The organism is Facklamia sp. P13055 (assembly GCF_050409445.1).
In the GTDB taxonomy this organism is placed as follows: Bacteria; Bacillota; Bacilli; order Lactobacillales; family Aerococcaceae; genus Facklamia.
The window spans coordinates 39,847-63,351 of record NZ_JBNUPL010000009.1; the positions used below are offsets into that span (position 1 = coordinate 39,847).

General features: G+C 37.7%; 27 protein-coding genes and 1 pseudogene. 21 read left to right on the top strand and 7 right to left on the bottom strand.

Annotated features, from left to right (window positions below):
• Positions 1-15: 15 nt before the first annotated feature.
• From tsaB to tsaD, 4 genes are read left to right on the top strand one after another with little or no spacing between them, the layout of a single operon-like run.
• Positions 16-792: a tRNA (adenosine(37)-N6)-threonylcarbamoyltransferase complex dimerization subunit type 1 TsaB gene (gene tsaB / locus ACQV2O_RS04990; protein WP_428875130.1), complete on the top strand. Its 777-nt coding sequence runs from the start codon at positions 16-18 to the stop codon at positions 790-792.
• Positions 776-1,360 (top strand): GNAT family N-acetyltransferase, encoded by a 585-nt coding sequence (locus ACQV2O_RS04995; RefSeq protein WP_428875131.1) that lies wholly within the window; start codon positions 776-778, stop codon positions 1,358-1,360. The genes tsaB and ACQV2O_RS04995 overlap by 17 nt, the downstream gene beginning before the upstream one ends.
• Positions 1,361-1,372: 12 nt before the next feature.
• Positions 1,373-1,816, top strand: a complete 444-nt coding sequence (gene rimI, locus ACQV2O_RS05000) for a ribosomal protein S18-alanine N-acetyltransferase (RefSeq protein WP_428875132.1) — start codon at positions 1,373-1,375, stop codon at positions 1,814-1,816.
• A 12-nt stretch (positions 1,817-1,828) separates the two neighbouring features.
• The gene (gene tsaD / locus ACQV2O_RS05005; protein WP_428875133.1) at positions 1,829-2,851 is read left to right on the top strand and encodes a tRNA (adenosine(37)-N6)-threonylcarbamoyltransferase complex transferase subunit TsaD; all 1,023 of its coding nucleotides are present in this window, start codon (positions 1,829-1,831) and stop codon (positions 2,849-2,851) included.
• A gap of 40 nt (positions 2,852-2,891) precedes the next feature.
• Here the strand turns inward: tsaD and ACQV2O_RS05010 are convergent, their stop codons facing one another.
• The gene (locus ACQV2O_RS05010) at positions 2,892-4,862 is read right to left on the bottom strand and encodes an ABC-F family ATP-binding cassette domain-containing protein (RefSeq protein ID WP_428874002.1); all 1,971 of its coding nucleotides are present in this window, start codon (positions 4,860-4,862) and stop codon (positions 2,892-2,894) included.
• Positions 4,863-5,076: 214 nt separating this feature from the next.
• Here ACQV2O_RS05010 and ACQV2O_RS05015 point away from each other — a divergent pair, with 214 nt between their 5' ends.
• The 7 genes from ACQV2O_RS05015 (at position 5,077) to ACQV2O_RS05045 (ending at position 12,254) form a co-directional block, all read left to right on the top strand.
• Positions 5,077-5,727: a redox-sensing transcriptional repressor Rex gene (locus ACQV2O_RS05015; RefSeq protein WP_428874003.1), complete on the top strand. Its 651-nt coding sequence runs from the start codon at positions 5,077-5,079 to the stop codon at positions 5,725-5,727.
• A gap of 175 nt (positions 5,728-5,902) precedes the next feature.
• On the top strand, positions 5,903-6,169 hold the full coding sequence (locus tag ACQV2O_RS05020; protein WP_428874005.1) for a co-chaperone GroES: 267 nt from the start codon (positions 5,903-5,905) through the stop codon (positions 6,167-6,169).
• A gap of 51 nt (positions 6,170-6,220) precedes the next feature.
• Positions 6,221-7,837 (top strand): chaperonin GroEL, encoded by a 1,617-nt coding sequence (gene groL / locus ACQV2O_RS05025; protein WP_428875134.1) that lies wholly within the window; start codon positions 6,221-6,223, stop codon positions 7,835-7,837.
• 237 nt (positions 7,838-8,074) lie between these two features.
• Complete coding sequence (locus tag ACQV2O_RS05030; protein WP_428875135.1) at positions 8,075-9,955, top strand: polysaccharide biosynthesis protein; 1,881 nt, start codon at positions 8,075-8,077, stop codon at positions 9,953-9,955.
• A gap of 1 nt (position 9,956) precedes the next feature.
• Positions 9,957-10,703, top strand: a complete 747-nt coding sequence (locus ACQV2O_RS05035; RefSeq protein ID WP_428875136.1) for a YveK family protein — start codon at positions 9,957-9,959, stop codon at positions 10,701-10,703.
• A 1-nt stretch (position 10,704) separates the two neighbouring features.
• Positions 10,705-11,463, top strand: a complete 759-nt coding sequence (locus ACQV2O_RS05040) for a CpsD/CapB family tyrosine-protein kinase (RefSeq protein WP_428875137.1) — start codon at positions 10,705-10,707, stop codon at positions 11,461-11,463.
• Between the two features lie 5 nt (positions 11,464-11,468).
• Positions 11,469-12,254, top strand: a complete 786-nt coding sequence (locus ACQV2O_RS05045) for a tyrosine-protein phosphatase (protein ID WP_428875138.1) — start codon at positions 11,469-11,471, stop codon at positions 12,252-12,254.
• A 69-nt stretch (positions 12,255-12,323) separates the two neighbouring features.
• On the opposite strand, the gene ACQV2O_RS05050 is transcribed toward ACQV2O_RS05045, so the two are convergent.
• Positions 12,324-12,839, bottom strand: a complete 516-nt coding sequence (locus ACQV2O_RS05050; RefSeq protein WP_428875139.1) for a hypothetical protein — start codon at positions 12,837-12,839, stop codon at positions 12,324-12,326.
• A gap of 288 nt (positions 12,840-13,127) precedes the next feature.
• Here ACQV2O_RS05050 and ACQV2O_RS05055 point away from each other — a divergent pair, with 288 nt between their 5' ends.
• Positions 13,128-15,074, top strand: a complete 1,947-nt coding sequence (locus ACQV2O_RS05055) for a LysM peptidoglycan-binding domain-containing protein (protein WP_428875140.1) — start codon at positions 13,128-13,130, stop codon at positions 15,072-15,074.
• Positions 15,075-15,146: 72 nt separating this feature from the next.
• Here ACQV2O_RS05055 and ACQV2O_RS05060 read toward each other — a convergent pair whose 3' ends face one another.
• From ACQV2O_RS05060 to ACQV2O_RS05070, 3 genes are all read right to left on the bottom strand, one after another.
• On the bottom strand, positions 15,147-16,409 hold the full coding sequence (locus ACQV2O_RS05060; RefSeq protein ID WP_428875141.1) for an NAD(P)/FAD-dependent oxidoreductase: 1,263 nt from the start codon (positions 16,407-16,409) through the stop codon (positions 15,147-15,149).
• A 95-nt stretch (positions 16,410-16,504) separates the two neighbouring features.
• Complete coding sequence (locus ACQV2O_RS05065; protein ID WP_428875142.1) at positions 16,505-17,068, bottom strand: hypothetical protein; 564 nt, start codon at positions 17,066-17,068, stop codon at positions 16,505-16,507.
• Between the two features lie 68 nt (positions 17,069-17,136).
• A complete protein-coding gene (locus ACQV2O_RS05070) occupies positions 17,137-17,667 on the bottom strand; it encodes a 3H domain-containing protein (RefSeq protein WP_428874017.1) in 531 nt (176 codons plus the stop codon).
• A gap of 207 nt (positions 17,668-17,874) precedes the next feature.
• Between ACQV2O_RS05070 and rplM the strand changes: the two genes are divergently transcribed.
• The 7 genes and pseudogenes from rplM to ACQV2O_RS05105 all read left to right on the top strand — a co-directional run bounded on the left by rplM (position 17,875) and on the right by ACQV2O_RS05105 (position 20,294).
• Positions 17,875-18,318 (top strand): 50S ribosomal protein L13, encoded by a 444-nt coding sequence (gene rplM, locus ACQV2O_RS05075; RefSeq protein WP_428874018.1) that lies wholly within the window; start codon positions 17,875-17,877, stop codon positions 18,316-18,318.
• Between the two features lie 11 nt (positions 18,319-18,329).
• Positions 18,330-18,722 carry a 30S ribosomal protein S9 gene (gene rpsI / locus ACQV2O_RS05080; protein WP_090289633.1) on the top strand — a complete coding sequence of 131 codons (393 nt, stop codon included), beginning with the start codon at positions 18,330-18,332 and terminating at the stop codon, positions 18,720-18,722.
• 196 nt (positions 18,723-18,918) lie between these two features.
• Positions 18,919-19,272: a DUF5684 domain-containing protein gene (locus tag ACQV2O_RS05085; RefSeq protein WP_428874019.1), complete on the top strand. Its 354-nt coding sequence runs from the start codon at positions 18,919-18,921 to the stop codon at positions 19,270-19,272.
• A 153-nt stretch (positions 19,273-19,425) separates the two neighbouring features.
• Positions 19,426-19,695: a hypothetical protein gene (locus ACQV2O_RS05090; RefSeq protein WP_428875143.1), complete on the top strand. Its 270-nt coding sequence runs from the start codon at positions 19,426-19,428 to the stop codon at positions 19,693-19,695.
• Positions 19,665-19,763, top strand: a pseudogene (locus ACQV2O_RS05095) (transposase); the annotation flags it as partial. The gene ACQV2O_RS05090 and the pseudogene ACQV2O_RS05095, both read left to right, overlap by 31 nt.
• A gap of 68 nt (positions 19,764-19,831) precedes the next feature.
• Entirely contained in the window at positions 19,832-20,164 is a 333-nt protein-coding gene (locus ACQV2O_RS05100) for a hypothetical protein (protein ID WP_428875148.1), read from the top strand.
• Positions 20,097-20,294, top strand: a complete 198-nt coding sequence (locus tag ACQV2O_RS05105) for a hypothetical protein (protein WP_428875144.1) — start codon at positions 20,097-20,099, stop codon at positions 20,292-20,294. The genes ACQV2O_RS05100 and ACQV2O_RS05105 overlap by 68 nt, the downstream gene beginning before the upstream one ends.
• Positions 20,295-20,596: 302 nt before the next feature.
• Here ACQV2O_RS05105 and ACQV2O_RS05110 read toward each other — a convergent pair whose 3' ends face one another.
• The gene (locus ACQV2O_RS05110; protein ID WP_428875145.1) at positions 20,597-21,451 is read right to left on the bottom strand and encodes an IS30 family transposase; all 855 of its coding nucleotides are present in this window, start codon (positions 21,449-21,451) and stop codon (positions 20,597-20,599) included.
• A gap of 385 nt (positions 21,452-21,836) precedes the next feature.
• Here ACQV2O_RS05110 and ACQV2O_RS05115 point away from each other — a divergent pair, with 385 nt between their 5' ends.
• Together ACQV2O_RS05115 and ACQV2O_RS05120 are read left to right on the top strand one after the other, a co-directional pair.
• The gene (locus ACQV2O_RS05115; protein WP_428874021.1) at positions 21,837-22,199 is read left to right on the top strand and encodes a PadR family transcriptional regulator; all 363 of its coding nucleotides are present in this window, start codon (positions 21,837-21,839) and stop codon (positions 22,197-22,199) included.
• Positions 22,189-22,935: an HAAS domain-containing protein gene (locus ACQV2O_RS05120; RefSeq protein ID WP_428875146.1), complete on the top strand. Its 747-nt coding sequence runs from the start codon at positions 22,189-22,191 to the stop codon at positions 22,933-22,935. Before ACQV2O_RS05115 ends, ACQV2O_RS05120 begins: the two co-directional genes overlap by 11 nt.
• Before the next feature lie 213 nt (positions 22,936-23,148).
• Here the strand turns inward: ACQV2O_RS05120 and ACQV2O_RS05125 are convergent, their stop codons facing one another.
• On the bottom strand, positions 23,149-23,436 hold the full coding sequence (locus ACQV2O_RS05125) for a transposase (protein WP_428875147.1): 288 nt from the start codon (positions 23,434-23,436) through the stop codon (positions 23,149-23,151).
• Between the last annotated feature and the right edge of the window lie 69 nt (positions 23,437-23,505).

A 23,505-nucleotide genomic window follows, 5' to 3' on the forward strand; every position in this document is an offset into this window, starting at 1 on the left:
TGAAAGGAGACCATGATGAGAAGTTTAGCATTAGATACCTCATCCGATGTTTTATCTCTAGCTCTTTTTGAAGAGGATCAATTGATCATCGAAGTCAATTCGAATGTCTCCAAGCAACACGGGGCCTTCCTTCTACCCTTGGTGGAACAGCTATTACTTGCTGTTAAGTGGGAGAGGGAAACCATTGACCAAATTTGGTTAGGGAGAGGTCCTGGTTCATATACAGGCTTGAGGATTGGAGCAACAATGGCGAAGGTTTGGACTTCCATCAAAAAAAGTCATTTAGAGAGTTTTTCCAGTCTAGCGATTATGGCAGGTCAAGTGGCCGATGATGGTGGGAAATCTTGGATTATTCCTATTATGGATGCGCGAAGAGGGACAGCCTACACAGCGGCCTATCACTGGCAAGATGGTTTATTGAAAAATAAAATTAAAGATGATCATGTTGACTGGCAAGATTGGATTCAAGAGAAACTCTTGCCACAATTTAACGAGACAGACCTTAAGCAGTTAATATTCCTGAGTGCCCATGAAAATAATCTTACTAATTTTGTTAAAGAAAGTCTTTCTCAGCAAAGTATTCAGCATCGATTTGTAACAGGTCAATATGCTTGGCCAAAGGTTGGTAAAGTGCCTTACATTGAACGAAAGCATGTTGAAGATGTAGATATTTTTGAGCCTTTCTATGCACATTTGACTTTAGCAGAACAAGAATGGGCAGCCAAACAAACTAATCAAATCCAAGAAAAGAATGAAAGTTATGTTGAGCAAACTAATGAAACGAGTATTTAATCCTTTTAAAGAGGAAACTAAAGTAAGACATAAAGCAATGATTCAAATTAGCCCTTATATTGATTCTTTAGCGCTAATAAGGCAAAAAAAACAAAAAAACATCCAATGCAGAGTAAGATTAGCCAAAAAGACTGACTTACAAGCTTTAGTGCAGTTAGAGCAAAAAGGTTACGCAGGTTATATTGCTTGGGATTTATCTGATTTTGAAAGGGATTGGCATAGAAATCCACAGATTTTATACTTAGTTATTGAAGCAAAAGACTTAGCAACTGATAAGTCAAAAATTATTGGAATGATTACGGGTAGGTGTTTAATTAATAATACCCATATTAGCCAATTAGTCATTGATCCTGAGTGGCAATCACACGGTTTGGGTTCCTATTTATTAAAGATTTGGCTTCAAATCAGTCGTGAATTGGATAGAAAGTCGGTAACTTTAGAAGTAAGAGAAAGCAATACGCATGCCCAAAAAATCTATTATCAACAAGGCTTTGTCCTTGAGAACAAAAAACCTTTCTACTATGAAGATAATGGCGAAACGGCTCTCTTTCTCCGCTGTCATTTGTAAGGAGATAAAGAAATGATGCTTAAAGAAATCGCAAAAGCAGATAAAGAACCTGCTTTACTTCAGCAAATCTTAGCCATTGCTCAAAGTTTTAATTGGTCAGCGGATGCCACCATTCAAGAATGGCAGAGTCCTTATGCTAGATTATGGATTTGGACCGACGCCCAAGAGTTAGTGGCTTGTTGTGGCGGACAAGTCCTTTTTGAAGAAGCAAACATAAATTATTTTTGGGTTGGTCCTCTATACAGAGGCAAAGGGAAGGGAAAAGCTTTTTTAAGAGCTCTTCTAGATCAATTTCAAGAAAATAAAGTAGAAAAAGTTAACTTGGAAGTTCGAGTCAGTAATCAGGTGGCTATTGCCGTATATCAAGCAGTGGGATTTAAGATAATTGATGAACGGCCTAACTATTATCATGATCCGGTTGAAGATGGCTGGGTTATGCAGTTAACATTTGAGTAGGAGGAATAGCCAATGCAAGAAGAAAATTTAATATTAGCCATTGAATCGTCTTGTGATGAGACGAGTGTAGCCTTGATAGAAAATGGCTGTCATATTAAAGCGAATATTGTTGCCTCCCAGGTAAAGAGTCATATGCGATTTGGCGGTGTTGTCCCTGAGGTAGCTAGTCGTCACCATGTCGAACAAATCAGTCAAGTTTTGAAGTTAGCATTAGAAGAAGCCCAACTAGAATCGATTGATCAGGTAGATGCGATCGCAGTGACCCAAGGTCCTGGGCTAGTTGGCCCTCTATTAATTGGAGTTACTGCAGCTAAGACATTGTCCTATTTATATAAAAAGCCTTTAATTGCTGTCAACCATTTAGCTGGACATATTTATGCCAGCCGCTTTATTAAAAACTTAGAGTTTCCATTAATGGCTTTAATTGTCAGTGGTGGACATACTGAGTTGGTGGTTATGAAGTCGGCGAATAATTATCAAGTCATTGGTGAAACGCAAGATGATGCGGTAGGAGAGGCTTATGATAAGGTAGGCCGCTTGCTAGACTTACCTTATCCAGCAGGTAAGTATCTTGATCAAATGGCTAAAGAAGGAAACCCAGAAATTTATTCAATCCCTCGTGCCATGTTAAATGAGAATAACTTAGATTTTTCATTTTCAGGTATGAAGAGTGCGGTGATGAACCTGGTTCACAACGCTAACCAAAGAGGAGAAAGCATCCAGCCAGTTGATTTAGCAGCGAGTTTTCAACGTGCCTGTGTGGATGTTTTAACGGGAAAAGTTAGCAAGGCTTTGGAAAATCGTCCAGAGATTAAGCAATTTGTTTTAGCCGGCGGAGTAGCCGCCAATAGTGAATTGAGAGCAAGCATACAAAGCCTGTTCGAAGCTCACTACCCTAATGTAGAACTTTTAATTCCACCTTTAGCATTATGCGGAGATAATGCAGCCATGATTGGAGCAGCTGCCTATCCAAAGTTATTAAAGGAAGAATATACGGATTTAGCAGCCAATGCCAGACCAGCTATGACTCTATAAAGAACACACACACTGAAATTTTCAGTGTGTGTTTTTAAATTTATTTTAAATCGGGGTATTTTTCAAGATAGTCTTCAATAGCCAGACTGTATTCTTCCCATTGTGTAACTAACTGATTACTAGTTTCTTGCTTTTCTTTTATTTTCTGATCAATAGCAATTAATGCTTGATGATCGTTAGCATTTGCTGCTTCAAGCATCATTTCTTTATCTTTTTCGATCATTTCTTCAAGAGCTTCGTTATCAGTCCAAGCTTCGTCTGCTAATTTCTGTAGTCTTCTTAGTTCACTTTTTATTTTTTTATTTTCTTCATAAGACAGCTGACCAGCAGAGATAAGTTCTTCTTTTTGCCCATTCTTATTTTCCTCAGCTGCTTCAAAGGCTTCAAATTCTTCTTTTTTAGCTAAATAGTAATCATAATCGCCAAGATAAAGCTGGCTCTTGTCAGCAGCTATTTCTAAAACATGAGTAGCAATCCGATTAATAAAGTAACGATCATGAGAAACAAATAGCAGCGTTCCGTTAAAGTTAATGAGTGCTTCTTCTAAGACTTCTTTCGAATCAATATCTAAGTGGTTGGTTGGCTCATCCAACAATAGGGTATTATCGTGATCAGCCGCTAAAAGAGCTAAGGCTAAACGAGCTTTTTCACCACCACTGAGCAGACTGACTTTCTTTTCCACCGTTTCTCCACTAAAAAGAAAAGAGCCTAAAATGGAACGGATTTTCCACTCATCTGTTGTATCATGAGCACGCCAAAGGGTCTCGAGTACGGTAACGTCGCCAGACAGATGGTTGACGTTTTGGTCGTAGTAGCCAATTTGGACATTGGTTCCCTTCTTAATTGTACCATCGATAACTGGAAGATAGCCTAAAAGAGTTTTTAGAAGAGTCGTTTTCCCAATTCCATTAGGACCAACAATAGCGATAGCATTTTGCTTGGTCAGGTCAAGGTTGATGTTTTGACAAAGAACATCTGTAGGAGAATAACCAATACTCAAATTTTCTGCCTGAATAACTTTTTCACCCGATTCTTTGGCAATTGAAAATTGAATACGAGGAGCCTTAGCATCTTGTTTAGGTGCTTCAATGCGGTCCATCTTTTCTAACTGTTTGCGTCGGCTTTGGGCTCTTTTAGTAGTGGAAGCACGGGCAATGTTTTTTTGGACAAATTCTTCTAAACGATTAATCTCAGCTTGCTGTTTGAGATATTGTTTTTGAGCGTGTTCCATGCGAGCTGCTTTTTCTTGGACATAAAAAGAATAATTACCTTGATAATGATGTAGATGGTGGTCGCGAATTTCATAGATTTGAGTTGCGACTTTATCTAAAAAATAGCGATCGTGAGAAACGATTAAAAGTGCGCCTTGATAGGTGGTTAAAAACTTTTCTAACCAGCTTAAAGTCTGCATGTCTAAATGGTTGGTAGGCTCATCCAGAATTAATAAGTCATAGTCTTGTAATAAGAGTCTGGCTAAGGCGATACGAGTCTTTTGGCCTCCAGATAGACTTTGAATAGGTTGATCATAATCCTCCGGATAAAAACCAAACCCATGAAGAACAGTTCGAATAGTAGATTCGATTTGATAGACATTTTTTGCTTGTAATTCCATTTGAATTTGATCATATTGGGCCAAGGTCTCTTGATATAAAATAGATTGAGTATCACCTTGATCAGCTAGATTCGCTAGTTTGTCAGCAATTTCTTGGGCTTGGTCTCTCATAACTAATTTTTTAGAAAAAAGAGACAGCATTTCATCCCAAACAGTTAAAAGAGAATCTACTGCTATATGTTGTTCTAAGTAACCGATGTTTAGCTTTTTAGCACGACTAAATTGACCATCATTGATGGGTTCATCACCAATGATTTGTTTAATTAGAGTCGACTTACCCGTTCCATTACGTCCGACCAATGCAATTCGGTCACGTTCTTGAATCGAAAAGTTAACGTCTTCGTATAAAGTCACATCGGCAAAACGACGACTGATATTGTTTGCTTGTAGTAAAATCACGGGCCATCCCCCTTTGTTCAATCTCTCCCATTATAGCACGCTTATTAAACTCTCACTAGTTTCGATTCAACTGGCTTTTTAAAAAGTTTGTGAATTTTTTTTAAAAAAGACTCTCTACTGATTGGCATTATCTTCGTTTGATGATATACTAGACTTATCAAATTGTGAGAAAACACACAAACAAGTGAAAGTTAGGATGAACGGAGGAAGTAGAATGGTGAAAGAAATCCCACGAGCGACGGCCAAGCGTTTGCCAATTTATCATCGTTATTTGCGATACTTATACAATGCTGGTAAGACGCGCATTTCATCAACCGAACTCAGTGATGCTGTTAAAGTTGACAGTGCGACCATTCGGCGTGATTTTTCTTATTTTGGAGCCCTTGGGAAAAGAGGCTATGGTTATGATGTGGAATATTTGCTTCAGTTTTTTGGGAAGACACTCAATCAAGATCGTCTAACAACCACTGCCTTGATCGGAGTTGGATCATTAGGGAATGCCTTATTAAACTATAACTTTAGAAAATCTAATAATGTCAGAATTGGTGCCGGTTTTGATGTCAATCCTGATTTGATTGGAACTGTCCATTCGGGCATTCCTATCTATTCGATTGATGAGTTAGAAGAGCAATTAGAAATCCAAGCAATCGATGTGGCTATCTTAACTGTTCCTCAAGAATATGCAGACGAAATAATGGAACGATTAATAGCTGCTGGTATAAAGGGAGTTTTGAACTTTACCCCATTACGTTTTGAAGTACCTGAAAGTGTTCGCGTACAAAATGTTGATTTAACCAATGAACTGCAGACCTTGATTTATTTCATTAACCAAGAAGAAATTGCTGATCAGTTAGCAAGAGAATAGAAAATGATTGGACTTCTTACTATTTATAGTGAGAAGTTTTTTTATGGTTTTAGGAAAAAATAATGAGATTTTTATATCTATTTCTTGCTTTTTAATCAAAGATGGTCTAATATATTAATTGTGATTAGCACTTATATCAACAGAGTGCTAAATAATAAAATTTGGAGGGATTTTCATGTTGAAACCTTTAGCAAAACGTATTGTTCTAAAACCAAAGGAAGTCGAAGAAACAACAGCAAGCGGCTTTGTGTTACCTAGCTCTGCTCAAGAAAAACAACAAATTGGTGAAGTAGTATCGGTTGGTCCTGAAATAGAATCAGAAGACGGAATTAAAGTTGGCGATCAAGTTATCTATAAATCTTATTCAGCGACCGAGATTGAAGACCAAGGTGAAAAATTTATTATTATCGAATTAAAAGAAGCTTTAGCAATTATTGAATAAAAGATATTTAATAAAGAACTCAATAGAAAAAGATATAAAGGAGCGGTATAAATGGCAAAAGAATTGAAATTCTCAGAAGACGCACGTGCAGCTTTATTGCGCGGGGTAGACTTATTAGCAGATACGGTTAAAACAACAATGGGCCCTAAGGGACGTAACGTTGTCTTAGATAAGACTTACGGTTCTCCACTTATTACAAACGACGGGGTAACCATTGCGCGTGAAATAGAATTGGAAGACCGTTATGAAAATATGGGTGCTCAATTAGTGCAAGAAGTAGCTTCAAAAACCAATGATATAGCTGGAGACGGAACAACGACTGCCACTGTTTTAACTCAAGCAATTGCACGTGAAGGAATGAAGAACGTTACAGCAGGTGCTAACCCAGTTGGTATTCGTCGTGGAATTGATAAAGCAACTAAGACAGCTGTAGCAGCTTTAGAAGAATTATCACAACCTGTATCTTCTAAAGAAGCGATTGCACAAGTAGCAGCTGTATCATCAGGAGACCAAAAGGTTGGCGAATTGATTGCTGATGCTATGGAAAAAGTCGGCAACGATGGTGTAATCACTATTGAAGATTCTCAAACCATTGAGACTGAATTATCAGTTGTAGAAGGTATGCAATTCGATCGTGGTTACTTATCACAATATATGGTAACCGATAATGAAAAAATGATTTCAGATTTAGAAAATCCATATATCTTAATTACAGACCGCAAGATTTCTAACATTCAAGATGCGCTTCCAGTATTAGAAGCAGTAATGCAATCTGGCCGTCCGTTATTGATTATTGCTGAAGATGTTGAAGGGGAAGCTTTACCAACTTTAGTTTTAAATAAATTACGCGGAACTTTAAATGTAGCTGCAGTTAAAGCACCAGGATTTGGAGACCGTCGTAAAGCGATGTTAGAAGATGTTGCGATTCTTACTGGAGCTACTGTAATTTCTGAAGAATTAGGCTTTGAATTAAAAGATGCAACCATCGACCACTTAGGTTCAGCTGGAAAAGTGACTGTGACTAAAGATGACACAACGATTGTTGAAGGTGCTGGTTCATCCGAAGCTATTAAAGAACGTGTAGCTTTAATTCGTCACCAAGCAGAAGAAACTACTTCAAGCTACGACAAAGAAAAATTACAAGAACGTTTAGCCAAATTAGCTGGTGGTGTAGCAGTCATTAAAGTCGGAGCAGCAACTGAAACCGAACAAAAAGAAGTTAAATTACGTATTGAAGATGCATTAAATGCCACTCGCGCTGCTGTTGAAGAGGGAATCGTAGCGGGTGGAGGAGCAGCTTACTTAATCATTAAAGATCAAGTAGCTGCCACAGAAACAGAAACTGATGATGAAGCAACTGGGGTGAAGATTGTGGTTCGTGCTTTAGAAGAACCTGTTCGTCAAATTGCTGAAAATGCAGGTCGTGAAGGCTCAGTGATCGTCAATAAAATTATTTCTTCAAAAGAAGGAACAGGCTATAATGCAACAACGGATCAGTTTGAAGATATGATTCAATCTGGTATTGTTGATCCAACTAAGGTAACTCGTTCAGCCTTACAAAATGCTGCATCAGTAGCCGCTTTATTATTAACAACTGAAGCTGTCGTAGCTGAAATTCCTAAAGACGAACCTGAAATGCCTGCCCAACCAGGTATGGGTATGATGTAAGTCAATTAAATAAATTGATTAGGCAAACGATTTAAGGTGGTTTTAACCTTAAATCGTTTGCTTTTTTTATTTTCCTGACTATAATTAGATAGTTTTAATGAAATTTGTCCTTAAACACATTGAAAGTGCCTAATAATATCGGTAAAATGATAGAGATAATATGGCTATCAAAATTAGGACGTACTAGAGAAAGATAATGTTCTATATAGCTAATAGATTATAGTGAGGAATGAAAGCATGTTAAGAAACCAAGAGACGTTATCACTTCGTTTCGTTCAATGGGTAGAAAACCTACCTTTTGCCCACAAACGATTGATATGGGCAGTCAGTGACCTTTTAGCTTTTTGTCTAGCAACAATTGTTGCTTTAGTCATTTTTTTAGGTATATTCAAAGTCCCAATGCAGTTTTATGTGGGACATTTATTATTGTCCTTTGGTTTATATTATGCAGTCTCTAAACATTTTAAAGTCGATTCACGTATAAAGCGCTATGCGACTATGGTCGACTTTTCGCTTTTATTTTTAATTGTTATTTTTGCCAATTTAATTTCTGGGTTGATTTTATCTATAGTGCTTAAATGGCTCTCTTTTCGCTATTTAATTATAGTAGCAGGTCTAGCAGGAGTTGCAATCAGTGCTTTACGAATATTATGGCAATATATTTATCACACTAAAAACAGAGTCACTAATATCGATAACAAAAATAGAGAAAATATTGTATTAATTGGAGCAGGAGACGGTGGATCACTTTTTATGAATGCTTACCAACGTCATCCAAGAAACGAAAAAGTGGTTGCTATCCTAGATGAAGACCACTCTAAAATTGGTATGAATATAGGAGGCGTCGAGGTAGTAGGGGGCTTAGAACAACTTACGGAATTAACTAAGCAGTACAATATCGTAAAAGCTGTCATTGCTATTCCTTCCCTGAAACCAGAAAAATATGAAGAAATACTTCGTTATTGTAACGAATTAGGTGTGCGCGTTTATAATATGCCAAAAGTTGAAGACGTTTTATTAGGAATCCATCAACCAAAAGAATCCATGCGTGAAATTAAGATTTCAGACCTTTTGGGCCGTCAGGAAATCGAACTAGACGAAACTGCTATGAGAAAGGAATTAGAAGGGAAAACCATTCTAATAACGGGAGCAGGAGGGTCTATCGGATCTGAAATAACCCGTCAAATTTCTAAACATAATCCAGCAAAAGTTATTTTATTAGGGCATGGGGAGAACTCTATCTATCTTATCTATCATGAGATGATTAAAACTTATAACGAACGTATGATTCAATATATTCCGGTTATTGCGGATATCCAAGACTATGACCGTCTATTAGAAATATTTAAAGAATATCAACCTGATATTATCTATCACGCGGCTGCTCACAAACACGTACCTTTAATGGAAGCTAACCCGGTCGAAGCTTATAAAAATAATATTTTGGGCACATACAATGTCGCACGAGCTGTCGATCAAGCTAGAGTGTCTAAAATGGTAATGATATCTACGGATAAAGCGGTCAATCCCCCTAATATTATGGGAGCGACTAAACGAGTAGCTGAGTTAATTATCACTGGCATGAACAAGCAGTCAGCATCCCTTTATTGTGCAGTTCGTTTTGGAAATGTACTGGGCAGTCGAGGCAGTGTTGTTCCTGCTTTTAAAAAGCAAATAGCCGCTGGAGGTCCTGTGTTAGTTACAGATTTTAGAATGATTCGCTATTTTATGACTATTCCAGAAGCCAGCCAATTAGTTGTTTTTGCTGGAACTTTTGCCCAAGATGGTGAAGTTTTTATCCTTGACATGGGGGAACCTGTTAAAATTCTTGATTTAGCCAAGAAAATGATTCTCCTTTCCGGGCATACAGTTGAAGAAATCGGTATTCGAGAGTCAGGTATTCGACCAGGTGAGAAGCTTTATGAAGAATTATTGACCGGATCAGAACTTGTTGAAAATCAATTAAATGATCAAATATTTGTTGGAAAAGTTGTACCAATTCCACTACAAGAGACTTTGGAATTTGTCGAAAGTTTGAAAGAGGCGGTTCATCAGCCTAAAATTATGAAAGAAAAGATAATAAAATTTGCTAATGATAGCACACAATACGGAGGTTAACATGCAACAAGAAGAAATTAGCTTAAAAGATTTATGGAAATTATTTACTAAGCATGCTTTTAAAATATTTAGTTTAATTCTCTTAGGGATCATTTTGGCGATTGCTTTTATGATTTTATTTGTAACACCTAATTACCGCTCAACGGCTCAGCTTTTAGTGAATCAATCAGAAGAGCGAATGGGACAATCGCCTATCCAATACAGTGAATTACAAGCTAACTCACAGTTGATTAATACTTACCGCGATATTATCACGGGTGACAGTGTTCTTAATCGAGTGAGCGATGATGCCAATAAGGCTTATTCGGTAGGAGATTTAAAAGATGCTATTACGGTGGAACAATCACCAAACTCACAAGCTTTTTATGTTTCCGTTCAGCTTGAGTCCCCTCAAGCTGCTCAAAATGTTCTTTATAATGTGATTACAGTTTTTGAAGAAACAGTCAGCGATATTTATGGGGGAGAAGATACCAACATTTTTATTCTTTCTCCAGCTTCCTTTAACCCAAACCGAGTTTCTCCTAGTTTGCCAATTTATTCAATTATTGGGGCCCTAATGGGTCTGGCGATTGCCATCTTAATTATTTTATTATCCGAAATTTCTGACACAACCGTCAAAGATGATGAATTTATGGCAAGTCTAGGAATGAATGATTTAGGACATATTTATCAACTTTCAAGTAAAGAAGTGAAAAGTTCTCGTATAGCAAGTAGTAAATCACAAAAACGGACTAGAAAGAAGGTTTAGCATGTTTAATACTCGAAAGAAAAAAGAAAGCAAATTATTAAAAGATCAAGAATTTGGAATCTCTTTAATTACTTATACATCTCCTCAATCTATTAATGCGGAGCAATTCCGTGCCATCCGTACGAATATTGAATTTGCTCAAGTCGATCGGAAGCTTAAGAGTTTACTAATTTCTTCTTGTATTCCGGCTGAAGGCAAGTCGACCGTTTCAGCAAACTTAGCGGTTGTTATGGCTCAAACAGAGAAAAAGGTTTTGATTGTTGATGCGGATATGCGTAAGCCAACCCTTCATCGAACTTTTAGAATCGATAATAAAGAAGGACTGTCAACCTTAATTGCCAATCCTGAGGTCAAATTTAATCAGGTAGTTCAACATAATCCCGAAACAGGTCTTTACTTATTGCCGTGTGGACCTATTCCGCCGAACCCTTCAGAATTACTCGGTTCAGCTCGTATGACATCCATTATGCATGAGTTGAATCAATATTTTGATTTGATAATCTATGATACGCCACCTATTACTGCTGTGGCTGATCCACAAATTTTAGCAACACGTGTGGATGGTATTTTGATGGTATTACGTTATGGCTATGTTCGTCGTGAGGAAGTACGCCAAGCGAAAGAAATCTTAGATAATGTCAATGCGAATATTTTAGGATATGTTATGAATGGTGTTCCGCGTGAAGAAGGATCAGGCTATTATTCATATTATGGTTATGGTTATGGACATGATTCCGAAAAAGATAGCAAGGGTGAGTAATAAAAATGATTGTTGATTTACATTCACATCTTATACCCGGAGTAGACGATGGGGCGCAAACGCTAGAAGATTCTATTTACCTAGCTAAAATGGGTCAAGAAGAAGGGGTCCAACATATTGTTTTAACCCCCCACCATCGTAATGGTCAATTTATTAATCATAAAGAGGATGTTATAAAATTTACGGACAAATTATCTGCTGATTACGAAAGAGCTGGCCTACAAGTTAAAGTGTATCCCGGTCAAGAAATACGCTTAACCAAGCAATTTATGGAAGATTATTATAATGGTGATTTATTATCTCTAGATGGATCGGATAAATATTATTTGATTGAATTTCCAACTGCTAAAGTCCCAGAATTTGCGCCTAAAATGTTATTGCAGTTAATTGATATGGGAATAACACCTTTAATTGCGCATCCAGAAAGAAATCATCAATTAGCTGAAAATTATGAGGATTTATATGACTTAATTCAGATGGGATGTTTATCACAAATCACTTCTTCTTCTTATGTGGGCTTATATGGTGAAAAATTTCAAAAAACAGCAAGAGAAATGATTGAACTTAATTTAGCACATGTTATTGCTTCTGACGTCCACCATGTGGATTTTCGACCATTTAATATGAAGGCTGCATTTAATCAACTAGAACAAGATTTTGGTCAGGCAAAGGTCGACTACTTCTTACAAAATGCTCGGGATATCTTTAACGGAGATCCCATTCATAAGTTAGAAGCTAAACACTCAAAATCAATAAGAAAAAAGAAAAAAAGATTCTTTGGACTCTTTTAAAAAACTTGATTGTCGTTTAGTAGCGACAATCAAGTTTTTTTATTTTCTAACTAAAAAGTTTATGCCTATTTATAGGCTGAAATCTACAAAGTGATTAAAAGAGTAGATAGAAGGAGGGTTATAAGGGCGATTGCTATTAAAAGATAAAGCTTGGTATCGAATGGATAAGGGATAGATAAAAGATAAGTTACGATCAGTATTTAATTGATAGTAGAAGAAGCCGTATTTGATAACCGTTTGTCGATTAGTATGATCTTCGAGTGTATTAAAATAGGAGCAATAGCGTAAATTGAGCCAAAGAAGGCTATCTAAACAACTATTAAAAGGTATGAAGAGGTGTTGGTCTTGGAGTATATTGTGTGAAATTTGTTCTAAGGATTGGTTGGAGTACCAAAAATCTCCGTTGCTATCAATGATTAGAGTATTAACATTGATATGGGCTGAACTTAAGTCGCATAAGAGTATGGGGATAATTGAATAATGAGATGGGAGGTAATGAGCTTTACTTAGCGCTTGATGAAGAAATGCAAAATAATGACGATGACACGGAGCAACTTTAATACTTATCTTAAAATTTAACGACAAGAATATCACCACCAAAAAATATTTATCAAACAAGTTGAAAATACCATATAGTAATTCTTATTTCAATAGAAAGGCGAACCAAAATAGCCACTTATATAAAATTTTATATAGCATAAGGATTCATATAAAAAAATAATAAATTGAATAGATAATCTTACTGTCGTGTTAATAATTAATGACAAAAGTATGAATCTAAAATGATTTCCGGTAGAATAACTTTGCCTGCTTATTGGGGCATGTTATACTATAGTTACTAAACAAAACTATTAAAAAAGGGGGTTCTCATAGATGAAGAAAACAATTCAACAGCTGATCAATAAATCGGCTATTTGCTTGTCTGTTATCACTTTAATGGGCTTGACTCAAGCATCAGCCAATACCACCCATGTGGTCGAAAAAGGCGATACGATTTATAGCATAGCTCGTAAATATGGTTTGTCTGAACAAGACTTAATGGCTTTAAATGGCTTATCAAGAACAACTATCGATATAGGTACTCAATTGATTGTGAGTATGGATGGAGGAGACAAAAGTAGTAATCAAGAGGAGGCAGGTTATTATGTCGTAAAAAAAGGGGATACCCTCTATTCCATTGCAAATAAATTCGGTTTATCCGTCGATCAATTACGATCTTTTAATGGTCTCACAGGTAACTATATAGATGTAGGTGATCGTTTAGCTTTAAATGGTTCAAATACATCAGATCAACCAAGTCAGCCACCGGTAGTGAAAGAAAATCCAGCCACTTATGTGGTTCAAAAAGGCGACAGTCTTTATAAAATTGCTAATGCCTACGGCTTAACGGTTAGTCAGTTAAAGGCTATGAACGGGCTGTCCTCCGACTTTATTGATGTAGGGGACTTATTAGCAGTAGCTGATGGAGGAACTACTTCTGTAACACCTGGGGGGGCTAATCAAGGATCCAACAATCAAGGTTCGTATGTTGTTAATAAAGGTGATAGCCTTTATACCATTGCTTTAAGATATGGTGTGACTGTTAATCAGTTAGTGGCATGGAACGGCTTAGTTTCAGATTTAATCTATCCGGGAGATAAACTAGCAGTAACATCTAACGGATCAACTGATCTTACAAATCCCAACCGTCCAAGTCAACCGTCTTACTCATCCAATGCTTACACGGTTGTGGCGGGGGACAACTTTGATACTATTGCTCAAGCCTATGGTATGACTGGCCGTCAACTGATGGCTTTTAATGGTCGAACAGATACCATGATCTACCCTGGTGAAGTGATTTATTTACCAAGCTCAGGCTCCAATTATGTACCAAGTCAAACTAACACAACTTCTAATAACTCAACAGGTAATCAATTAACCACCACGCCAGATACATCCAGTGATTCTCAACCACAAAGCGATGGGCTAGGTATTAATAATGAAAAACCAAAGACTCTTAAAAAGGAGCCGCGCGAAGTGAATATTCGCAAACCTAAAACTTTACAAAAAGATGAAGATAAACTCACTGATCCGAGAACCAAGGCGCTAGATCCTGAAAGTATTGACTTGCCGACTCATGAAGTGACTGAAGGGGAAAAATTGGCTGATATTGCAAAGGCTAATGACATTAATGAAAATGATTTACGCCAATGGAACGGCCTCTTAAATGATGCGATTGAAGTAGGAGATATTCTTTACTTGAAGGATCCAAGCCAAGCGATTACAGTCTTTAAACAAGCTCGCCCATTAGAAGAAATTTATCCAATTAAGCATACTTTAATGGAAGACGAAAGAATTCAAGACTTATTAGAGGTTTACCCAGTAACAGAAGCTCAAATTATTGAATGGAGCGAATTAGAAGAAGGTAAAGAAATTGAGCAAGGAACAGAATTAACCCTTTCCCATCCTGAAAAGGCACCGAGTATTTATAAGGTGACTGAAGAAGATTCCTTAGAAAGTATAGCGAATCAATTCGAAGTTTCGGTTGAAGCGCTTCGTGAATGGAACGGTTTACTTGACAACGTGGTCTATATTGGTGAAGAAATTGCTGTCACTAATCCATGGGTAGACTACCATCAAGTAGCTCCTGGCGAGACACTCGAAGTTTTAGCAGACAAGTATGAAGTAAGTATTGACCAATTGAGACAATGGAACGATTTACCAGCTGAATCAATGGTTGTAAATGGCGTGTTAATTGTATCGAATCCGAAAGCTTTTGAATTAGAAGATGAAGATAAGGATAGCGACGCTGAGAGTACTGAAGAAACAAGTGCTGAATAAAAATAGATAAAGACAAAAACATCGCAAGCCTTGGCTGCGATGTTTTTTATTGCAATGAAAAATATAAACTCTTTACGAAGAAAGACTGAACCAAGCTGCGTGTTGTCCAGAAACAGCACCTGTTGCAAAAGCAGCTGTAATGTTATAGCCACCTGTATATCCATTAATGTCAATGATTTCACCACAGAAATAGAGGCCTTTCATTAATTTAGACGCCATGGTTTGAGGGGTGATTTCTTTTAAGTTAACCCCTCCACCCGTTACAAAACCTTTTTCAAGTGGTTGACTGCCATAAACAGTGAGTGGAAAAGCTTTGACTCGTTTCCACAGCGCTTCTTGAATAGAATGGTTGACTTGCTTATAAGCTGACTTTTCTTGGATTCCTACTTGTTTTTGAATCAAGCCATTTAGTTTGTCAGGTAACCATTGGCGCAGAATGTTATCAACTTGCTTTTCTCTTTGTTCTTCTGCCAGTTTCTTGAGCTCTTCATATGAAATATATGGGATAAGATCAATGGTTAGATTCGCAATTTTTTCTTGGCTTTCTTTAAGGTATAAATTGACATGGCCGGAGCATCTTAAAATAGCTGGTCCTGAATAACCAAAGTGGGTAAAAATCATATCCATTTGATGGGAAACAATTGTTTTCCCTTTTTTATCTAGTACTTTGACATTAACGTCCCTCAATGAAATACCTTGTAATGACTTGTCTTGAACAAAGGAATCGTTGGATAATAAGGGGACTTCAGTGGCATAAAAATCCGTCAAACTGTGACCAGCGTCTTTGGCCCATCGATAGCCATCTCCTGTCGAACCGGTGCGAGGATAGGCCTTGCCGCCTGAGGCTAAGATGACAGCTTTGGCAGTATATGTCGCTTTGCTGGTTTGAACACCTCTAACAGAAGCTGTTTCTTGATTATACAGAACTTCTTCAACAGGTTCACCAGCAATTACTTCAATGGCATAATGTTTCATCTCATTAATTAAACAGTCGCGAATGGTGCGCGCAGAGTCCGAAATGGGAAACATCCGCCCATGATCTTCTTCTTTTAAGCGAACACCTCGTGTTTGAAAAAAATCGATTATATCTTGTGAATCAAATTGTTCTAATACAGAATAAAGAAACTTACCATTACCTGGAATATGGTCAATGAATACTTCACGAGGTGAACGATTGGTGACATTACAGCGGCCTCCTCCGGTAAGAATTAATTTGCGTCCTAATTTATAATTTTTTTCAAGTAACAGCACACGCGCGCCATTCATGCCAGCGTGGATTGCTGCCATCATTCCGCTAGTGCCTCCACCAATAACAATAACATCAGGGTGATTCATCATTTTCCTCCTCGCTAGGCATTTGTTTTGATTGTATCATAGGAAAAAAATAAAAGGCAAAGTGTTTCCACTTGCCTTTTAGTATATAGAATTTACTATACCATTGGATAGACAGGAATTTTAGCTCGTGTTGCTAATTGTTTAGCGAAATAATCACTTAAGAAATAATCAACCATGCCGTGGATAAGAGTTCCTCCACCCACTAGAACAATTAAAACATATAAGAAGTTTTCACTGGCTTGGCTAAAACCTGCTTGGGTGATCACATAGACGACGAATACTTCAGCAACCGCATGAATTAAGTTGATGATGAAAGAAAACGTCCATTTATTGCGACTTGTTGCTAACCATTGCGGTTTTTGTTGAAGCATTTTAGCGCCAACAAAAGCAAATACAACGTGCGAAGCAGCTCTTGCAACAATAATCATAGGAAAGCCAGCTAATTGAAATCCCAGACTAGTACCTAAACTTACTAAAACAGCTGTAAAAGGCGAAATAAACATGGCCATAAAAATTGCCACATGACTAGCCAAAGTATAAGAAGCAGGAGGAATCACAATTTTAAGTGGCATAACCATTGGTATGATAATACCAATTGCTGTGAGTAAGCTAGCGAACGTCAATTGGCGTGTTTTAGATAAGCGAGTAGTTTGAGACATAAGAACCTCCAAAAAATTTACTATAAAAGCAGTTTAACAACAATCTATAATGGTGTCAAGACACCTGTCTATACATAGAGGATTTTTTCTTGTGACAAAGCATTTTCGATTAGCTTAAATTCTTTTAGACTAGGCACCTGTATGGTATGTGAATGAATACCATCCGTTAAGGATGCTAACATTTCACCTTCATAAGTTGCCATACGTTCTAGAAAGGCTTCAAGATCAGCTTGCGAATGAATATGAAGGGCAGCAGACAATAAACCATAAACCGGATGCTCTATTTGCACATCAAGCACTTTACCCTGATAGGCTAATATTGTTTCTAACTCTAGCCGCATTTGACTATCATCATGACGACAAACAATCACCCCCGTATACCCCTTAGTAGCAGTATTGTTAATCGGGGAAGAAGGAATTAAATATCCCTGATTAGTGGCTAAAATTTCTACTTTATGATGGGCACGTAATAAAGCAATATCTCCAACAATTACCTGACGACTGACTTGATAACGACTAGCTAACTCATTGGCCGTTATCGCTTCGCTTTGTTCTTTTAAGAATGCTAAAATGGCTTGGCGTCTTTCTTGAGCTTTCATAAATTTCACTTCCTTTGAAATGATTATACCATGAAGGCAAATGACTGTTGATCGAAAGCAAAATAAATTTGAAGCAGTGTGAGAAAATCGCTTGACATTAGGGGTTAATAAGGAATATAATAGTTGACGGTATTGTTTACCCCACACATGAGCCCCGGAAACTCATCGTAACCGTAAACAACTAGACAAATATTGGAGGAAAACAACGTGCGTCAAACATATATGGCTAAAAAGAACGAAGTTGAACGCAACTGGGTATTATTAGATGCCACAGATATCCCATTGGGACGCCTTTCAACTGTTGTTGCATCAATCTTACGCGGAAAAAATAAACCCACCTATACCCCACACGTGGATACAGGTGACTTTGTAATCGTAATTAATGCTGAAAAAATTGCCTTAACTGGTAAAAAAGCAACAGACAAGAAATATTATAATTACTCAGGACATCCTGGTGGAATGCGTGTCACTACAGCAGGTGAAATGCGCGACAAGAAACCTACACGCTTAATCGAACGTTCAGTAAAAGGAATGTTACCAGACAACCGTTTAGGTCGCAAACAATTCACTAAACTTTTTGTCTATGAAGGTTCAGAGCATAACCATGCCGCTCAACAACCTAAAAAATTAGACATCAATACATTAATATAAGGAGGGATTAAATGGCTACAGTACAATACTTAGGAACAGGTCGTCGTAAAAACTCATCAGCACGCGTACGCTTAGTACCAGGAACTGGTGAATTCACTGTGAATGGTAAGCCTTTGGAAGAATACATTCCATTTGCTCACTTACACGAAGTAATCAACCAACCATTCAACGCTACTGAAACTTTAGGATCTTATGATGTTATTGTGAACGTAAAAGGTGGAGGCTTCTCTGGTCAATCAGGTGCCATTCGTCACGGAATCGCACGTGCATTATTAAACGTCGATCCAGACTTCCGTCCTGCATTAAAATCAGCTGGACTTCTAACACGTGACCCTCGTATGGTAGAACGTAAAAAACCAGGTCTTAAGAAAGCTCGTAAAGCTTCTCAATTCTCAAAACGTTAGGACAGTCGTTGCGAACTTGTTCCCTTACGAATGTGCTATGGGACGGAGATTCCGCAGGAATCGAGTACCAATCATTATTACAGCAGATATTCAAGACACTTTCCTTTATTGGAAGGTGTTTTTTGTTTTTAAATTTTATTAGTTATTTTTAATTTTATATAGTATACTTAAAAAATATAAGAAGGAGAGTGAGTAAATGGGAAATATGTCAGACGGTTTTTCAAGTATACTATACATGGTATTTGTAATTATTTTTATTGTAGGTATGTGGAAACTTTTTGAAAAGGCTGGTGAAGCTGGGTGGAAGTCACTGATCCCTATTTATCAACTATATATTCAATTTAAAATTGTATACGGTAATGGATGGAAAGTGTTATGGCTATTAGTTCCGCTAGCAAATATCTATTTTATCATCATGTTTTGTTTAGACTTAGCAAAAGTGTTTGGAAAGGGTGTTGGATATGGTCTCGGGCTTCTTTTCGGATTCCCACTTTTTTCAGTAATTTTAGGCTTTGATGATTCAGAATATTTGGGACCAAAACGTAAATAAATGATGCACCTATTTTTATTATATGAATATCATTTATACTTAAACATCTTCCGTTAGGGAGATATCAGTATGTAGATAGAACCCTCTAGATCACAACTTATAGTGATTTAGAGGGCTTTTTTATGTATAATAAAAAGAAAATGGGTGATTTCCATGATGTCAGTTAATGCCGATAGTAAAACATTTGAAGCACGTAATCAGATCGCTTTTCATGCCCTTGAAGAACTCGTTCTTGAAGACCATCTTCTGAGAAAAATTGATCGCCCTATAAATTTTTCATTCAACTATGCTTTAGTAGAAGATGTCTATTGTTTGGATAGTGGACGTCCAAGTTTTGATCCGATTACGCTTATCAAAATCTCATCATTCAACATCTCTAAGGTATTCCAAGCATGCGCCAAACCATTCAAGAAATTCAAGTGAATGTTGCTTATCGCTGGTTCTTAGGATTATCTCTCACGGATTCAGTGCCCCATTTTTCAACCTTTGGAAAGAATTACAAGTGGCGTTTTGAAGGAACAAGAATCGCCCAACAGATTTTTAGCCAGATACTCACGCAGTGTTTGGAGGCAGGAGTAGTCGATACCCAAGCAGTTTTTATGGATGTACTCACGTCAAAGCTTGTGCGAATGGCCGGAAATATACCAACGAAGAAGTGCCGGTACAAGCCAAATGGTTGGCAGATGAAATGCTGGAAGCTGTTCAAGCAGATCGGATGATTCATAGAAAAAAGTCGCTAAAAAACACAAAAAAGGAGACCTTAACAAAGTCCCAAACAATCAGTCCCAATGATTCGGAGGTAGGGTGGTTTCATAAAGGGGACCATGGCCAAGTTTTTGCCTATACTATTCAAACAGCTTGCGATCGCAAGGGGATGGGTATTAGCTTATAGTGTCCATTCAGGAAATACCTACGATACACTGGCTTTCCCCTTCTTATTTGAAAAAATCCCTTCTTTTAATCCGACTTATTTAATAGCAGATGCAGGGTACACAACGCCTATCAATGCACATTTTCTATAAAAATATGAAAATACACTGGTGTTCCTTATACGCGACCAAGACGCAAACTAAAAATAGAGATGTTGCTTATGACGCGTACTATAATTGTTATTTAGATATAAATTGCAAATACAACTTAGCCACCTAGTACAAAGGAGTCCTCGCCCATGAGAAGTGTGAGTTCAATGATCCGTGTAGTTGTTTAATCTTTCTGTGAGGGTTTGATAAGGAGCTGAGCCATGGTAGCCTGATGGGCTGAGCGGTTTATCTGGCGTTTACGCTAGGAAACCATGGCGAAGGAGGCTCCTTGTCAAGCCCTCACGTCAAGCTGTTTTCTGTTCATTCTTCCACGCCTTAACAAACACTTCGTGAGCCGTGGCGTAACCTAATAGCTTCCGGGGCCTGTCATTCATCCATTGTTGAATGCGATCAATATCTACCTGTGTATACCTAGCTAAAGACTCCCCTTTTGGTATATAGCGTCGAACGAGACGGTGTGGGTTTTCACTGGTGCCACGCTCCCAAGATGAGTAAGGGTGAGCGAAGTAGACCTCAGCTACAGAGGAGACGGCTTTTGTGAGTGAGCTGAATTCTGAACCGTTATTACTTGTAAAAGTCTTAAAAAGTCGCTCAGCTTCCTCTCCTAGGGAGTTCATGAGTTGAGTGATCGCTTGATAAACGACCTGACTTGTCTGATTCTTAATCAAAATAAGCCACTCAAAGCGTGAGTGTCGTTTAACCAACGTCAATAAGGCAGGGTCCTCTTCACCATGCGGACCTACCACAGTATCGATTTCCCAGTGTCCCCATTTCTCACGGTCTTCCACTTTCTGGGGGCGTTCTTCAACCGATTTGCCCAGGATTTTGCGGCGTCTGGGTCCAGGTTCAAAAGCCTTGTGCGGTTTGCGTGATACCTTTTCAGGTAAATCACTATTCTTCGTTCGCATGAGACCCGCATTGATCCAGTTATAAAGCGTTTTTGTGCAAGGGATCAAGTCTTCACAGAACAATTTATGACGTTCAGCGTAACCAACAACCGCATCAGGGCTCCACCTCTCACTGAGTAGCCTTATCCGCCCAATCGATAAAGTCCTTACTATTGACCCACTTAGGTTGTCGTCCCGTTCCCTCATGCAAGGGGTCATACGCCGCTTGTCCCGCAGCAGCACTATAGACATCCCTGAAGTAGAGATAAGTCTTTCCGTTTACAGATTGTTTGCGTTTCTGAGTAACTGCCCCGCGTTTCACTTTTGTATGAATGGTCTGAGGTGAACGTCCGAGTAACCGAGTGATTGCTCGGTTTGAGCCATGTGGAGTCTGCTATTCTATGTCTGTGTTGTTACTACATAGATTAGCAGACTCACTGGCTCTTATTCTAATTTATATGGCTAAGTTCATTTTACAATTCACCAAAACTTAATATTAGAAGAGTCACCTCATCTTTAAGAAGGGGTAATTGAATTTTAAACTAACTCTTGCATTACAAGGTAGCTAGCTGTATAATAATCTTAAAATACTATGTAATACAAGATAGTGAATTCGTTCTGTAAAAGGAGGGGTAATTTGTCTTCTACACAAATGTTAAAAGGAGTCATTGATGGATGCATTCTGATGATTATAAAAAATAAAGAAGTATATGGTTATGAACTGGCAGAAAAATTATCCCGTTATGGTTTTCATTCGATGAGTGAGGGTACGATCTATCCTTTATTAATGCGAATGAAAAGAGAGGGTTTAGTATCATCGACACTAAAAAAATCCACAGCAGGTCCCAAAAGGAAATATTATTCCCTGACTGAAAAAGGCGCAGATGAATTGGATCATTTTATTAAGCGCTGGGAAAACCTTCAAAGTAGCGTTAACAAGGTTTTAAATAGAGAGTCGTACACGGATAGTGATAAAGGAGATGGAACAAATGGAAAATAATACTCAACTATCGAAACAAAGTAAAGAGTTTTTAGAAAATCTAACCGTATACTTAGTTTCTAAAGGTAAGGAAACGAATGAGATTGAGGAGATAGTTAGTGAGTTAGAAGATCATCTCATACAAGCTGAAGGCCAAGGGAAGCCGATTGAGCATATTATTGGTTCGTCGCCTAAAGATTATATGAGGTCAATAGCCAATGAAATGTTAGTTGATCACCGTTCTGCTATTAAGAATATTATTGGCATTATGGTTGCATCCTATTCTTTCATTATCTTACCTAATTTGATGAGAGGCGAATTCTCTTTTTCGATTCTAGAGATTATGGGTCATTTAGTTATTGCTGGAGCATTTATTGTTGCAGTGCTTGCTGCTTTTAGAAATATTATTCCAGCTAGATTATCAGACAAAATGAAGTATTTAGTATTTGCTATTATTTCACTTGTAACTATAGCTGCCTATGTTGCTTTATATTATGTAGATAGTATGACTCAAACACCAGTTATAACATTAGACTCTACCGTCAGCCTTCTCATTGGGTCTATTATGGTTTTGAACTTAATTTTATTATCAATTTGGTCCAAAACAGCGGTTTTACTCGTAACACTTTTGTTAATTACACTACCAGAATATCTTTTAAATCTATCGCCTCTTCCCTACGAGTTAAAGCAAATTTTAACTTTGATTATTATGATAGGAGGATTTGCACTGTATGCTTGGTTTGTTTTAAAAAGATAAATTATCATAACAAGTGCAACACGGTAGTGTCAAATAAATTGTGTAACCTACATTATAAGATTGTAATTATTTTATCAACATTCCGATTATTTCCGATCCTAACCTCGCATTTTAGAAGAGCTTTCGACCGCCCTATAGATTTGTTAGTATCTTTGAGATCGATAGGTCATCTAAAATGCGAGGGAAGCAACCAATGGGCGCTAGTTTAGTCCATTAAGATACTTGGGGCTTTGTGATGCCTTCTCTTAATTTCGTCTCGTTAATTGGTCTTCTTTGATCCAAAAGATTTCGAAGTTCAAAGGTAACTTTCCCAAATCCTTTATGAATTCGCTGTCTAAACTTTGCGTTATACTCGGTAATATAACAATAGACTGCTTTTTCCAGAGAGGCTTCATGGGGAAACTGTTCCTTAACTTTCGTTCTTTTCTTCAATTGTTTATTGAAGGCCTCTGATAGTTTGTTGGTATAAAGGGATGCCCATATTTCCTTGGGAAAATGCATAAATGAGAAAAGATTTTTTTAGTCTCAATTGTTCAGCCAACTTTGGATAAGTCGCTCCCCAGGTCTGGA